This is a genomic window from Massilia oculi (genome assembly GCF_003143515.1).
Lineage (GTDB): Bacteria > Pseudomonadota > Gammaproteobacteria > Burkholderiales > Burkholderiaceae_D > Telluria > Telluria oculi.
Window position 1 is genome coordinate 1,192,842 of sequence record NZ_CP029343.1, and the last position, 12,756, is coordinate 1,205,597.

General features: G+C 68.9%; 13 protein-coding genes. 1 reads left to right on the forward strand and 12 read right to left on the reverse strand.

The annotated features are described in order from the left end of the window. Nucleotides 1-13: 13 nt before the first annotated feature. The 12 genes from DIR46_RS05540 to gspG form a co-directional block, all read right to left on the reverse strand. Nucleotides 14-2,104, reverse strand: coding sequence for a protein-disulfide reductase DsbD family protein (locus tag DIR46_RS05540; RefSeq protein WP_229446505.1), 2,091 nt, complete (start codon nt 2,102-2,104; stop codon nt 14-16). 89 nt (nt 2,105-2,193) lie between these two features. Further along, nucleotides 2,194-2,859: a type II secretion system protein gene (locus tag DIR46_RS05545; RefSeq protein WP_109344345.1), complete on the reverse strand. Its 666-nt coding sequence runs from the start codon at nt 2,857-2,859 to the stop codon at nt 2,194-2,196. Beyond that, entirely contained in the window at nt 2,859-3,233 is a 375-nt protein-coding gene (locus tag DIR46_RS05550; RefSeq protein ID WP_370659957.1) for a type II secretion system protein, read from the reverse strand. Before DIR46_RS05550 ends, DIR46_RS05545 begins: the two co-directional genes overlap by 1 nt. Nucleotides 3,234-3,238: 5 nt before the next feature. Continuing rightward, nucleotides 3,239-3,718, reverse strand: coding sequence for a type II secretion system protein (locus tag DIR46_RS05555; protein WP_109344347.1), 480 nt, complete (start codon nt 3,716-3,718; stop codon nt 3,239-3,241). Continuing rightward, nucleotides 3,715-5,715 (reverse strand): secretin GspD/PilQ domain-containing protein, encoded by a 2,001-nt coding sequence (locus tag DIR46_RS05560; RefSeq protein WP_307719129.1) that lies wholly within the window; start codon nt 5,713-5,715, stop codon nt 3,715-3,717. The genes DIR46_RS05555 and DIR46_RS05560 overlap by 4 nt, the downstream gene beginning before the upstream one ends. Before the next feature lie 29 nt (nt 5,716-5,744). After that, nucleotides 5,745-6,299, reverse strand: coding sequence for a hypothetical protein (locus tag DIR46_RS05565; RefSeq protein WP_109344349.1), 555 nt, complete (start codon nt 6,297-6,299; stop codon nt 5,745-5,747). Next, complete coding sequence (locus tag DIR46_RS05570; protein WP_109344350.1) at nt 6,296-6,856, reverse strand: hypothetical protein; 561 nt, start codon at nt 6,854-6,856, stop codon at nt 6,296-6,298. Before DIR46_RS05570 ends, DIR46_RS05565 begins: the two co-directional genes overlap by 4 nt. After that, nucleotides 6,853-7,398 (reverse strand): PilN domain-containing protein, encoded by a 546-nt coding sequence (locus tag DIR46_RS05575; RefSeq protein WP_109344351.1) that lies wholly within the window; start codon nt 7,396-7,398, stop codon nt 6,853-6,855. Before DIR46_RS05575 ends, DIR46_RS05570 begins: the two co-directional genes overlap by 4 nt. Next, complete coding sequence (locus tag DIR46_RS05580) at nt 7,395-8,222, reverse strand: hypothetical protein (protein ID WP_229446506.1); 828 nt, start codon at nt 8,220-8,222, stop codon at nt 7,395-7,397. Before DIR46_RS05580 ends, DIR46_RS05575 begins: the two co-directional genes overlap by 4 nt. Beyond that, complete coding sequence (locus tag DIR46_RS05585; RefSeq protein WP_109344352.1) at nt 8,215-9,900, reverse strand: GspE/PulE family protein; 1,686 nt, start codon at nt 9,898-9,900, stop codon at nt 8,215-8,217. The genes DIR46_RS05580 and DIR46_RS05585 overlap by 8 nt, the downstream gene beginning before the upstream one ends. Further along, nucleotides 9,897-11,084, reverse strand: coding sequence for a type II secretion system F family protein (locus tag DIR46_RS05590; protein WP_109344353.1), 1,188 nt, complete (start codon nt 11,082-11,084; stop codon nt 9,897-9,899). The genes DIR46_RS05585 and DIR46_RS05590 overlap by 4 nt, the downstream gene beginning before the upstream one ends. 69 nt (nt 11,085-11,153) lie before the next feature. Next, on the reverse strand, nt 11,154-11,600 hold the full coding sequence (gene gspG / locus DIR46_RS05595; RefSeq protein WP_109344354.1) for a type II secretion system major pseudopilin GspG: 447 nt from the start codon (nt 11,598-11,600) through the stop codon (nt 11,154-11,156). A gap of 393 nt (nt 11,601-11,993) precedes the next feature. Between gspG and DIR46_RS05600 the strand changes: the two genes are divergently transcribed. Then, complete coding sequence (locus DIR46_RS05600) at nt 11,994-12,737, forward strand: NF038120 family PEP-CTERM protein (protein WP_205289078.1); 744 nt, start codon at nt 11,994-11,996, stop codon at nt 12,735-12,737. Nucleotides 12,738-12,756: the final 19 nt, after the last annotated feature.

A 12,756-nucleotide genomic window follows, 5' to 3' on the forward strand; every position in this document is an offset into this window, starting at 1 on the left:
TGTGAATGAATGATTACTGCCCGAACGACTCGGTGACGATGGCCTGGGTCAGCACCGGCGGCAGGACCACCGGCGCCGATCCGGCCGGATAGAAGACATAAAACGGAAGGCCGTCGCGCTGGAACGACTGCAGAAATGCCGTGATGGCGGGATCGCGGTTGGTCCAGTCGCCCTTCATGTAGACCACGCCCCGCTCCTGCATGGCCTGCTGGACGGCGGCCGTCGACAAGGTCGTGCGCTCGTTGACCAGGCAGGTGATGCACCAGGCGGCCGTCATGTTGACGAACACCGGCTTGCCTTCGGCGCGCAGAAAGGCCAGGCGCTCGGCGCTGTAGGGTTCGGCCTGCGTGGATTGCGCAGGGGCTGCGGCGGCCTGCGGCTCGGCGCCATGCAGCATGCCCATCAAGCCGGCAATCCCGGCCACGCAGGCCACTGCCGCGCCGCGCGGCCACCAGCGCTTCCTGGTCCCATGCTGGCCCAGGCCGACCAGCCAGGCCACCAGGCCCACCAGCACCAGCCCGGCAAGCGCCATCCGCAAGCCGGCCTCGCCCGCCTGCTGGGCCAGCACCCACAGCAGCCAGGCGGCCGTCGCATACATCGGGAAGGCCATCGCCTGGCGCAGGGTCACCATCCACGCGCCGGGCCGCGGCAGTTTTCGGGCGACCGCCGGGAACATGCCAAGTAGCAGGAATGGCAGGGCCAGGCCGAGGCCCATCATCGCGAACACCGCCAGGCTGACGTGAGCCGGCGCCGCCAGCGCCGAGCCGACCGCCGCGCCCATGAACGGCGCGGTGCAGGGCGTGGCCACCACCACCGCCAGCAGGCCGGTGAAGAAGCTCCCCGCGTGGCCCTTGCGCTCGGTGAGGCCCTGGCCGGTCCCAGCCAAATTCGCGGCGAGCGCGCCGCCGATCTCGTACACGCCGGACAGGTTCAGGCCGATCGCCAGCATCAGCCAGGACATCGCCGCCACGAACAGCGGCGACTGGAACTGGAAGCCCCAGCCGACCGCGCTGCCCCCCAGGCGCACGGCCAGCAGGGCCAGGGCCAGCGCCATGAAGGCGGCCAGCACGCCGAGGGTGTAGAACAGGCCGGACAGGCGGACCTCGCGCCGGTCGCCGCCCGACATCCCGGCCACCGCCGTGGCCTTGATCGCCAGCACCGGGAATACGCAGGGCATCAGGTTCAGGATCAGGCCACCCAGGAAGGCGAACAAGGCCATCTGCCACAAGGGCAGCGTGGCCGGCGCATCAGCGGCGGCGGTGGCGGTGGTGGCGGTGGCGACGGCAGCGGGGGTGAGTTCGAGCGCGAACCAGCGTTTCTGTCCGCCGCCGTCCGTGATCGCCAGCAGGCCGGCGGACGGCCCGGGCGCGTAGCCCTGGCCCTTGGTCGTCGCCAGGGTGAGCCTGCCCTCTTCCACTGTCAGGGCCTGGTCGGCCACGTGGTCGACGACGCCCCAGCTGTCGGGGAAATACAAGGCCGACTGCACCGAGGACGGCGCGATGCCTTCGCCTTCGACCGCCAGTTGCACGGTCGATTCGCTCGCGCTCACCGAGGCGCGCCAGGGAGATGGCTGCGGCTGGCGCGCGTCGGCGATCTTGAAGGCGGCCAGGATCTTGGCGTCGGCCGGCCGCGCATCCGCCTCGACCGGCAAGGCCAGGCGGAACTTGCCCTCCTCGGGAATGCACTCCTTTTCGCACACGACCCAGTCGGCATCAGCCTCCAGCACGAGGTGCGAGCCGGGCCGCGCATCCTGCGGCACCGTCAGGGCCATCGGGAACACGATCTCGTTCTCGTAGCCATAGCTGGCGACCGGGCCGACGATGAAGCGGTCCGGCCCCGGCCAGGCGATTTCGCCGACCGTGGCTGCGCCCTGCGCCTTGAAGGCGATGCTGGGCGGCGAACCGGCGTCGCCGGGATTCTTCCAGTAAGTATGCCAGTGCGGCGCCAGGCGCTGGCGCAGGCCGATGCGCAATTGCTGCCCCGGACTCACGGCGGCGTATTCGCTTACCAGCGACACCGTGGCGCGCGGGCTTTGCTGCACATTGCTCTCGGCCGCCATGGCGAGCATCGGCGTCAACACGACGAGCAGCAGCGCGACGGTCAAGCCGCGCCAGGACGTTCCGGCAGTGTGTAAATACGGAGGCATGCGATTGTCGGTCGTGTCGGGCAGTCGTGCAAAAGTATCACGTCGCCTCACTCCCGATCAACCGCTTCGCTTTCCTCCCCGGCCGGCTCCGGCGGCGCGGGCTCCTCCACGGCCGGAGCGGAAGGCGGAGCCGGCTGTTCGACGGGCGGAGCCGGCTGTTCGACGGGCGGCGCCGGCTGTTCGACGGGCGGCGCCGGCTGCGCACCCGGACCGCCCGACTGCGTGCTCGTGACGGCAGGCGCCAGGCTGCGTTCGCCCGCGCTGAAGCGCCACTCCGAGATCGTCGCCTTGTTGTCCAGTCCCTTGAAGCGGCTGTCGAAGTTCGCGACCTTCAGCGGCCTGGCGGTCGACAGGCTGTGGATGGCGACCACGCCGGTCTCGCCGCCGCCCAGGTAGACGATGCCCCACTCGGCCTTGCCGGTCAGCGGATCGACGTAGACCTTGCGCAGGTGGCGCCGCACGGCGGGCGAGCGCGGGTCCTTCAGCAGCTCCGCCAGCGACGGTGGATAGGGCGAGGCGCCGCGCGGCGTGGCGGCGGCATAGCTGTCCAGCGCTGCGCTGAAGGCGGCGCCGATGTCCAGCAGCTCTTCCTCGGCCGCGGCGCGCTGCAGGAGCGAGCCGATCTTGAGCGTGGCCGCCCCCACCAGGCCGATGATGGCCACAAAAATGATCAGGCCGAAATAGGTGAAGCCGGCCTGGCCGCGCGCTTTCACTACCACTCCAGGTAGGGACGCCCGCGCCGGTCGTTGCCGGGCGCGCCGCTGCGCAGGTTGGAAAAGCCCCCCTGCTCGCCTTCCCGCGGCGCCTCCAGCACCCAGGTCTCGCGGCTTTCGGTGACCGGGTCGAGCGGGATCTCGCGCAGGTATTTTTCTTCCACCAGCTGTTCGAGCGACTCCGGATAGCGCCCGGTGTCGGAGCGGTACTGGTCGACCACGGCGCGCGTGTTGCGCAGGTTGTCGGCCAGGATGGTCTCTTTCGCGCCGTCGATGCTGGGGAAGAAGCGCGGCACGGCCAGCGTCAGCAGCAGGGCCACGATGCCCAGCACCACCAGCAGTTCGATCAGCGTGAAGCCGCGCGCGGTTTTCATCGGGTTCACCATTTGTTGTAGGGGATGCCGTTCAGGCCAGTCCGTGGCGACAGCGAATAGACGTCGTACACGTCGTCGCCCTCCTTCGGCTCGTCGGCCTCGCTGGCGTAGCTGCGCTTGCCCCAGGTGGCGGCGTCCGACAGTTCGGGATCGGGATTGAAGGGGTCGCGCGGCAGGCGCCGCAAGAAGTAGATCTTGGCCTGCTTCGGGCTGCGCAGGTCGGGCACGCCTTCTACCAGTAGTTCCAGGCGTTCCGGGTAGCCGTTGGCGTCCGCTGCTTTACTGATGCGGCCTTCGTCGCCCGCCTTCTTGAAAGCGTCCAGGCCGGCGCGGATCTCGCGCAGTGCGCGCCGCAGCTCCTGCTCGTCGCGGCGCTGCACCGTGACCTCGGCTACCGGCAACACCAGGGTCCCCAGCAGCGCGAGGATGGCCAGCGTGACCAGCAGCTCGATCAGCGTAAAGCCGCGCCGCGCCAGGATGTTCATCGCTGCGGGATCGGCGGGTTGACGCCCGGCGGATAGGCGGCCGGGACGACTTCGGGTTCAGGCGCCGGCGCCGGTTCCGGCTGCGGCACGGGAGCGCCGGGCGGCGCCGATGGCGGCGAGCCCAGTTGCGGCGTGGCCGGCAGCGCCGACGGCGGCACCGAGAAGCTCGGCGTCGCATCCGGCGGTGGCGCGACCGGGGTCGTCTCGACCGGCGCCGCCGCGGTTGGCGTGGGCAGCGCGCGCGCCGTCCCGACCTGCACCCGCACCACATTGTCCGGACGGCGGCGGAAGCTGGCCTCGGTGCCGGCGCCGAATTCCGACGCCGACGCCGGCGGGCGCTGGATGGCGCGCACGATGCGCGGCGTGATCGACAGCACGATCTCGGTGCGATCGCGCTGGTCGCGCTGGCTGCCGAACAGGCGGCCGACGACCGGCAGGTCGCCGATGCCCGGCACCTTGCTGCCGCTGCTGCGGTCCTCGTTGCTGATCAGGCCCGCCAGCACCTGGTTCTCGCCATCCTTCAGTTGCAGCAGGGTGTTGGCCGAACGGGTGCCGATGCGGTAGGCCACGGTGCCGTTGCTGGTGCGTACCGACTCGCCCAGGGTGCTGACCTCGAGCCCGATCTTGATCGCCACCTCGTTGTTCAGGTAGATGGTCGGCTCCACGTTCAGGGTCAGGCCGACGTCGATGTAGTTGATGTTCTCGGAGGCGAAGCCGCCGATGCCCGACGACACCGTGGCCGAGATGTTCGGGATCTTGTCGCCGATGACGACTTTGGCCTTCTCCTTGTTGCGCACGCGAATGCGCGGATTGGCCAGGGTGTTGGTGTCGCCATCGGTCTTGTTGGCGTTGACCGTGGCGCTGATGTCGCTGACCGCGATATTGCTGCTGTTGAAGGTGCGCAGGCTGTCGATCGTCAGCGGGATGCCGTCCAGCGTCTGCAGCGGCGTGAACGAAAGCCCGGCCGGCCAGGCGATGCCGAGGTCCATCACGCTGCTGCGCCGGATCTCGAGCACCTCGACGTCGAGCATGACCTCGGGCTCGGGCACGTCCTGCAGGGCCACCAGCTGGGTCGCGATGCGGATCGCTTCCGGATTGTCGCGCAGGATCACCAGGTTCAGCTTCTCGTCCACCACCACGTCGCGCGCCTTGAGGATGGTCTTGAACGTGTTGGCGATGCTCTTGGCTTCGGCGTTGGACAGGAAGAAGGTCTTGACCGTCATCTCCTGGTATTCGCGCAACTTGGCCGCCACGTTCGGGTAGATCAGGACCGTGTTGCCGTCCATGACCTGGCGCTCGAGCTGGTTGGTCATCAACAGGTAGTACACCGCCGCCTCGACCGTGCTGTTCTTGAGGAAGATCGAGGTGCGGGTGTCGGCCTTGACGTCCTTGTCGAAGATGAAGTTCAGGCCCGAATGGCGCGCGATCACCTCGAACACCTGCTTGAGCGGCGCGTCGCGGAATTCCAGGCTGATCGGTTTGCGGTAGCTGGCCGCCAGCGCCGCCTGCCCTTTCGGCGCGGCCGCCGCCTTCTCGTCGACTTCCTGCATCAGCTGGCGCGCCGCCTCGTGCGTGGGGCGCTCGGTGAGGACCGCCGCCAGTAGTTGCCGCGCGGTGTCCGGCTCGTCCTTGTCGAGGGCGGCGCGCGCCTCGCCGATGGCGGTCGCGTGGCGGCGCTCGGCCTCGACCTGGCGCAGGCCGGCGCGGGCGCGGTCGTTGGCGGGATCGATTGCCAGCACGCGGCGGAAGTCCTGGGTCGCCAGGTCAGCATGGCCGGAGGCCAGCGCGCGCTCGGCCTGGTCCACCAGGCGCGCGGTGGCGTTGTCGCGCGCGCGCAGGAAGGCCGCCCGGTAAACCGGATTGTCCGGCTCGGACGCCAGCGCTTCCTGGTACTTGGCCAGGCCGGCGCCCACCTGGTCCCGGGCCACCAGCGCATTGCCTTCCTGGTAGGCGCGCTGGGCCGCGCACCCTGCCAGCAGCAGTGGAAGCAGCAGCATGGCAAGGCCTTGAATCCGGGTTCGCACCATCAGTCGAATACTCCAATATTGAGCTGCTGTCGTTGTTCCAGCGGCAGGTAGGTCAGGGTCAGCACCGGTGGGCGGATCGCGTCCACGCGGTAGATGCCGTCGATGGTGTCGCCATCGTTCACGAGATAGGTGCGTTCGCCGCGCGCCAGGTAGATCTGCCACACGCCGTCCTGCAGCGACTTGCCGATATAGGTGAACGGCAGCGGCGGCGCGCTCGGCGGCGGTGGCGGCGGCGGCGGCTCGTTCGATGGCGGCGGCGGCGGCGGCGTCCAGTCATGGCGCGCGAACAGGCTATTTTCTCCTTCCCCGAAACGGTCGCCGCTGGCGCCGATCAAGGTCTCGCGCGGGATCAGGCGCGCGATGGCGACGTCGTCGCCGGATTTCCTGACGGATGGCGCGACGCTGCGCGCCGGCTCGGTGGCCGTCGTGGCCGTCGTGGCTGTCGCGCGTTCGACCGGCTCGGCCAGTTCCGTCTCTGGCGCCTTGTCGCCAAAGACGACCAGGCCGGCGGCCAGCACCAGCGCCACGCCCAGGGCAATGTGGCGCGGCTTCATGACTTGCTTCCTTCCGTGAGATAGAAGGTCAGGCGCAGGCGCGCCTCGACCCCGGCCTCGCCCACGCTGTCGCGGCGGAAGGCCACGTCGTCCAGCGAGGCGTGCGGTATCGCGCGCAGCACGTCCATCGCGAATTCCCAGATCGCGCCATAGCTGCCCTTCACCGGCAGGTTGATCTGGTAGGCGACCAGCCTGGCGTTGCGATCGTTGGTGGCCCGATACTCTCCCTGGCGCAGCGTCAGGCCGTGGCGCTCGGCCAGCGCGAACACCTCCTTCAACTGGCGCTCCACGCCGCGGCGCTCGCCCAGGGTCGCATAGAAGTGCTGCAGGTTCTGGTCGCTGCTGGGCGGCTGCGCCGCCGGCGCGGGCTGCGGCGGGAGCGGCGTGCGCGCCGCCAGGCGCGCCGCCTCGTATTCCTCGTTCAATTGCGCGCGCGCCGGCACCAGCGCCACCTGGGCCGCGGCGCCGGCCAGCAGCAGCGCCAGCACCAGGGCCACCAGCGGGTCGATGCGCGCCAGCAGCAGGCGCGCGCGCAGCAGCGATGCGCCCGTCTTCATGCGGCCTCCCACTGTACGCTCACCTGGAACCGCAGCGGGCGGTTCGGATCCTGTTCCATCACCTCGTGGCGCAGCAGCACCACGCTGCTGAACCATTCCTCGGCCTGCAGGCGCGTGATATAGGCCAGCATCTCGTCGCTCGAGCGCGCCTCGGCGCTGATGCGTACCGTGCGCCGCTTGGCGTCCGGTTCCAGCGCCAGCAGCGCGATCGTGTTCGGCGTGGCTTCGCCCAGCGCCGCGGCCAGGTCGCGCCACGGCAGGTTCAGTTGCAGGATGGCGGCATTGACGGCGCCGGCCTGGGTCGGCGACACCGCGATCCTCGCGACCGGCGGCGCGGCCACGGGCGCCGGCGCGCTGCGCCTGGCCAGCGCGGCCTGCAAGTCGCGCACTTCTTCCTGCTGCTCGACGTAGCGCTGCGTCATGAACAGCGCCGGGATGCACAGCGCCAGCACGCCCGGCACGGCATAGATCAGGGTCGGTGGCGCGCGGAACAGCGTGCGGCGCAGGCCGGGCGGCGCGAAATCGATGCGGGTGCGCCTCATGCTGCTACTCCCGTGCGCGCCAGCCGCGCCAGTTCCGACCACTCATCAAGCTGCTCGAGCAGGCTGCAGGCGAATTTCAGCCGCCCCGGGCTGCTGGCCCAGGCGCTTGGCGCGGCGCCGCTCAACTGCAGGAGCTCGGGCCGGGCGATCCCGACCCGCAGCGCTTCGCGCGCAATATGGGATTCGAGCCAGTCGCGGTCGGCCCCCGCGGGGATCGGGGCGCTCCTCACCGCCGCCAGCTTGCGGCCCTCATAGGCCGCCAGCGACAGCACGCCCCCATGGACCAGGCCGAACCAGGCCCCGCTTCGCCGCTCGCGGCGCCAGGCGTTCATGGCGGCGACGAATTGCGGGCTGATCTCGACCAGGTGGAAGCCATGTTCCCCGGCGGCCGCCGCCAGCGCGTCGAGCAAGGCCACTGGCGCAGCCGCGGCCAGGAAGGGATCGACGGCATCCCAGTCCGCGCTGATCTTCCAGTCCGCGCCGGACGCCCCGAACAGGTGCTGGAAACGCAGCGCGGCGGCCGCCTCGAGGTCGCCCATGCGGGTCGCGCCCGGCGGCGGCGGCACCTGCCACAGGCGCACCAGCTCGTCGGCCAGCACCACGCTCACCGGCCAGCCCTTGACCGGCAGGTCGGACAGCAGCATGCGCAGCCCGGGCGCCAGCGCGTCGGGGGCGAACAGGTCGAGCGGCTGCTCCGACAAGGCCAGCGGCGCGCCGCCGAACAGGCGGCTGGTCTTGACCAGGGCCAGGCCGTTGGCGGCCACGCCCAGGCGCAGGGCCTGGCCCAAGCGCGGCAGCGGCGGCGAAAAATTCAGTCTACGCATGCAGTGTCACCCGCTTGATCTCGTCGATCGTGGTGGCGCCGCGCCGCACCAGGTCGAGCGCCGCCAGGCGCAGGCTGCGGGTGCCGTTGGCGTGGGCCGCGGCCTTGATGCGGCGGATCGGCTGCTTGTCGACGATCAGTTCGCGGATCTCGTCGTTCAGGGTCAGAATCTCGGCGATCGAGCGGCGGCCCTTGTAGCCGGTGCCGCGGCAGTCGCCGCAACCCTTGCCGCGCATGAAGACGTAGTCCGCCGTTTCTTCGCGCGTCAGGCGCACCGAGGCCAGTTCATGCGCGTCCGGTTCGTAGCGCTCGGCGCAGCGCGGGCAGCACATGCGGATCAGGCGCTGGGCCCAGATGCCGTTCAGGGCCGAGACGAAGGCATACGGATCGATGCCCATGTGGGTGAAGCGGCCGAACACGTCGAACACATTGTTGGCGTGGACGGTCGTGAGCACGAGGTGGCCGGTCAGGGCCGACTGCACCGCGATCTCGGCGGTCTCGCGGTCGCGGATCTCGCCCACCATGATTTTATCAGGGTCGTGGCGCAGGATCGAACGCAGGCCCTTGGCGAAGGTCAGGCCCTTCTTTTCGTTCACCGGAATCTGCAGGATTCCCGGCAGCTGGTACTCCACCGGGTCCTCGATGGTAATGATCTTTTCGCGGCCGTTATGGATCTCGGTCAGCGCCGCATACAGGGTCGTGGTCTTGCCCGAGCCGGTGGGGCCGGTCACCAGCAGCATCCCATAGGCCTCCTGGGCCAGGTGGCGCAGGGTGACCAGCGAAGGCGCATCGAAGCCCAGCGCCTCCAGCGTGAGCGCGCCATAGGCCTCGATCATGGCGCGCTTGTCGAGGATACGGATCACCGCGTCCTCGCCGTGGATGCTGGGCATGATCGAGACCCGCAGGTCGATGTCGCGCCCGCCCGCCTCGACCCGGAAGCTGCCGTCCTGCGGCACGCGGCGCTCGGCGATGTCGAGTTCGGCCAGCACCTTCAGGCGCGAGATGATGTGCTCGGCCAGCTCGATGCCGCCCACGGTGGCGGCGTGATCGAGCACGCCGTCGACCCGGTATTTGACGGCCAGCCCGCCGGCGGTGCTCTCCAGGTGGATGTCCGAGGCGCCGGCCTTGAGCGCATCGTACAGCGTCGAGTTGACCAGCTTGACGGCCGGGCTGCCTGCTTCCGATACCGAGGCGAACGACAGCACGGTGCCGGACTTGCCGTCGCGCCGCGCGTCCTGGGCGCCGCCCACCAGCGAGTCGACGGCGCGCGCCGACTCTTCCTGCTTCGACAGATAGGCCTGGATGTCCGATTGCAGCGCCAGGCACAATTCCAGTGGTTGCCTGGCGCTGGCGCGCGCCTGGGCCCCGAGCCAGGTCTGCAGGTCGAGGTCGAAGGGATCGGCCAGCACCCCGGTCAGGCGGCCGTCGGGGTGGCGCAGCAGCGCGCAGTGGCGCGACAGGGCCTGGGCCAGCGGCAGCAGGTCGAAGGCCGGGGACAGCGCCAGCATGGCGCCGGTCTCCATCACCGGCAGGCCGAAGGGCGCCGCCAGCTCGCGCACCAGTTCGCGCGGATCGCGCCCGCTCAGGGCTTCCAGTTCGGCCACCAGGCCGCGCCGCGAGACGGCGGCGGCCGCCCGCGCGCGCGCCAGCAGCGCCGTGTCGAAGGGTTCCGCGCTCACGACATGTCTCCCGCCAGGTCGAAGATCGGCATGTACAGCAGCACCACGATGGCGCCCACCACCAGGCCGATGGCGGCCATCAGCAGCGGCTCGAAGGTGCGCGTGAAGCGGTCGATCCAGCGCCCGATCTCGCCGTCGTAGAAGGCGGCCGACTGGGTCAGCATCGGCCCCATCTCGCCGGTGCGCTCGCCCACGCGCAGCATGCGCAGCGAGATCGGCGTGGTCAAGCCGTGCGCCTCGAAGGCGTTCGACAGCGGCTGGCCGGCCTCGATCGCGGCGCGCGCCGCGGCCAGGTTGCGGGCCAGGTGGCTCGACACCATCGGCTGCACGGTCTCGATCGCGCCGACGATGGTGATGCCGCCCTCGGTCAGCATGCCCAGCGTCAGGTACAGGCGCGACAGCTCATACACGCGGACCCGCTCGCCGATGCCCGGCAGGCGGGCCAGCAGGCGCGCCATGCCGCCGCTGCGCAGCAAATGGCGCACGCCGGCGACCAGGCCCGCCACCAGCAGCGCCGCGGCGACCAGGATCGCCGTGCCGTGGCCGGCCGCGAACTGGCCCCAGTCCAGCAGCAGCTGCGACATCCACGGCAGGTCGCGGCCGGCGCCGTGGTACACCTCGGCGAACTTCGGCACCACGTAGCCGATCAGGAAGGCGCTGACGCCGCCGCCGACCATCAACAGGATCACCGGATAGATCGAGGCGCTGACGATCTTCGAGCGCACGGTGTCGATGCGCTGCTGGTAGTCGATGTAGCGCGCCAGCGCGCGTGGCAGGTCGCTGGTGCCTTCGGCGGCGCGCACGATGCCGACGTACAGAGGCGGGAACAAGGCCGGCTGCGCCGCCAGCACGCTGGAAAAGCGCTTGCCTTCGCGCAGGCCGCCCAGCAGCCGTTCCAGCACGCCGCGCGTGGACGGCGAGCCTTCCTTCTCGAGCAGGGCCTCGAGGCTTTCGACGATGCCGAGGCCCGCATTGAGCAGCGCCAGCAGCTCCTGGCTGAACAGCACGAGGGAGAGCTTGCCGCCTTTGGGACGCGCCAGCGCCGCCCCGCGCGCCGGTTCGACGGCGCTGACGAACAGGCCGCGCGCCTCGACCTGGCGGCGCGCGTCCTGGGCGTCGAGCGCATCGACGACGACGTTCGAGATCGACATATCGGGCGCAAGGGTGCGAACGGCGAACTGCATGGGATGCCCGGCCAGGTTGGGGTGAAGCGAAATGGATACGTTCAGTTCGAGGTGCTCGGGTCGACGTGCTCAGTTGGAACTGATATCGGCGTTGTCGCCAGTCCCGCCCGGCTGCCCATCCTTGCCAAGGGACAGCACCTCATAGTCGCCACGGGCGCCGGGCGCCCGGTACTGGTATGGATTGCCCCATGGATCGGGCGGAATCGCCTTCTTCAGGTAGGGGCCGTTCCACTTGGCGCCGGCGCTCGGCGGCGCCGTCATCAGGGCGGCCAGGCCCTCTTCGGTGGTCGGATAGCGCCCGACATCGAGCCGGTAGGTATCGAGCGTCTTGTCGAAGGCGTCGATTTGGGCGCGGGCGGCGGTGACTTCGGATTTGCCCAGCTGCGAGAAGTACTTGGGTCCGACATAGGCGGCAAGCAGGCCGATGATGACGATCACCACCAGCAGCTCCAGCAGCGTGAAGCCCGCGCCACGCCCGCGACGGACGACGGCGCCCTGTTTCATAGCAAAAACCATCAAGCGACTCCTAGATTGCTTCTTTGAAATCCTGCCCGTGAAAGGTAACACGCTGCTGAGCGCTGCGACAACTGTTCTTTTCAAAAAAGCACCACCCTTTCGCACGCCTATCGCAATTGAACGACTATGACAATATTTCTGAAATGCAATGATGCATATTTCAAACAGATGAAAAAAGGTGGGAAACAATGATTGGTCATAGAGAAAACCAAATTTAATTAGCGCAAGTTGCGAAAAGTCAAAATATTGCTTGTTAAACTTTTTTACACTTTTATTACTTCCATTGATATATTTCTTAGCAACCTGAACCTCAGGTGCGAAACGCTGTGCCCCGCCGTACCCTGGCGAGAGAACTCCCAACCACAAAGGCAAATCATGACTCGGAAATCGCAGATGGCATTACCCTCCCTGACCAGTCCCCTGGCCAAGCTTGCAGCTGCCGCGCTCGGCGCGGCGGCGATTGCCGCACCCGTCCAGGCTGCAAACATCACGTTCGACAGTGGCGCGGGCATGCTGTTCGGCAGTGGCGATACCTGGCAGGAAAGCGGCTACAACATGCGCACGGAGGCGTATGACCCGGCCGATGTCGGGAGCCTGGTCGGCATGATCGCCGACTCCAGCGATCCGGGTTTCTGCGTCGCGATGGCCTGCCCGGTCAATGGCGACGGCGGCTATTACGGCGCCCTCAACGACAGCATCGTCTGGCTTTCGTCCGCGAGCGCCGGCGCTTCCTTCATGATGAAGTCGCTCGACGCAAGCTTCATCGGCCTGGACGCTGCGCTGGGCGGCTATCCGGCGATCTCGGGCATCCTGCGCATGCAGGGTTTCCTGGCCGACGGCACCTATCTGCTGCAAGACCTGCTGCTCGACGGCCCCGGATCGAGCGGCTTCGAATTCGGCCGCTACACCCCATTCGAGACCTTCGCCAACACCGCTTTCGTGAGCGTGGCGATGTTCGGCTTTACCTGCAATGCCGCCGGTAATTGCTCGGCATTCAATTCGAACCGCGGCCAGTTCGCGATCGACAACCTGGTGCTCGAAGACGCCCTGGCCGAGGTGCCTGAGCCGGCCACGCTCGCGCTGTTCGGCCTCGGCTTTGCCGGCCTCGCCGCCCGCGCCCGCCGCCGCCAGGCCTGACCGCACCGCCCGACCCAGC

Excerpts from the sequence above, each read along its gene's own strand:
- DIR46_RS05575 (WP_109344351.1), bottom strand. The coding sequence starts at position 7,398 with ATGAGGCGCACCCGCATCGATTTCGCGCCGCCCGGCCTGCGCCGCACG.
- DIR46_RS05565 (WP_109344349.1), bottom strand. The coding sequence starts at position 6,299 with ATGAAGCCGCGCCACATTGCCCTGGGCGTGGCGCTGGTGCTGGCCGCC.
- DIR46_RS05555 (WP_109344347.1), bottom strand. The coding sequence starts at position 3,718 with ATGAACATCCTGGCGCGGCGCGGCTTTACGCTGATCGAGCTGCTGGTC.
- DIR46_RS05570 (WP_109344350.1), bottom strand. The coding sequence starts at position 6,856 with ATGAAGACGGGCGCATCGCTGCTGCGCGCGCGCCTGCTGCTGGCGCGC.
- gspG (WP_109344354.1), bottom strand. The coding sequence starts at position 11,600 with ATGGTTTTTGCTATGAAACAGGGCGCCGTCGTCCGTCGCGGGCGTGGC.
- DIR46_RS05580 (WP_229446506.1), bottom strand. The coding sequence starts at position 8,222 with ATGCGTAGACTGAATTTTTCGCCGCCGCTGCCGCGCTTGGGCCAGGCC.
- DIR46_RS05590 (WP_109344353.1), bottom strand. The coding sequence starts at position 11,084 with ATGCAGTTCGCCGTTCGCACCCTTGCGCCCGATATGTCGATCTCGAAC.
- DIR46_RS05560 (WP_307719129.1), bottom strand. The coding sequence starts at position 5,715 with ATGCTGCTGCTTCCACTGCTGCTGGCAGGGTGCGCGGCCCAGCGCGCC.
- DIR46_RS05600 (WP_205289078.1), top strand. The coding sequence starts at position 11,994 with ATGGCATTACCCTCCCTGACCAGTCCCCTGGCCAAGCTTGCAGCTGCC.
- DIR46_RS05550 (WP_370659957.1), bottom strand. The coding sequence starts at position 3,233 with ATGAAAACCGCGCGCGGCTTCACGCTGATCGAACTGCTGGTGGTGCTG.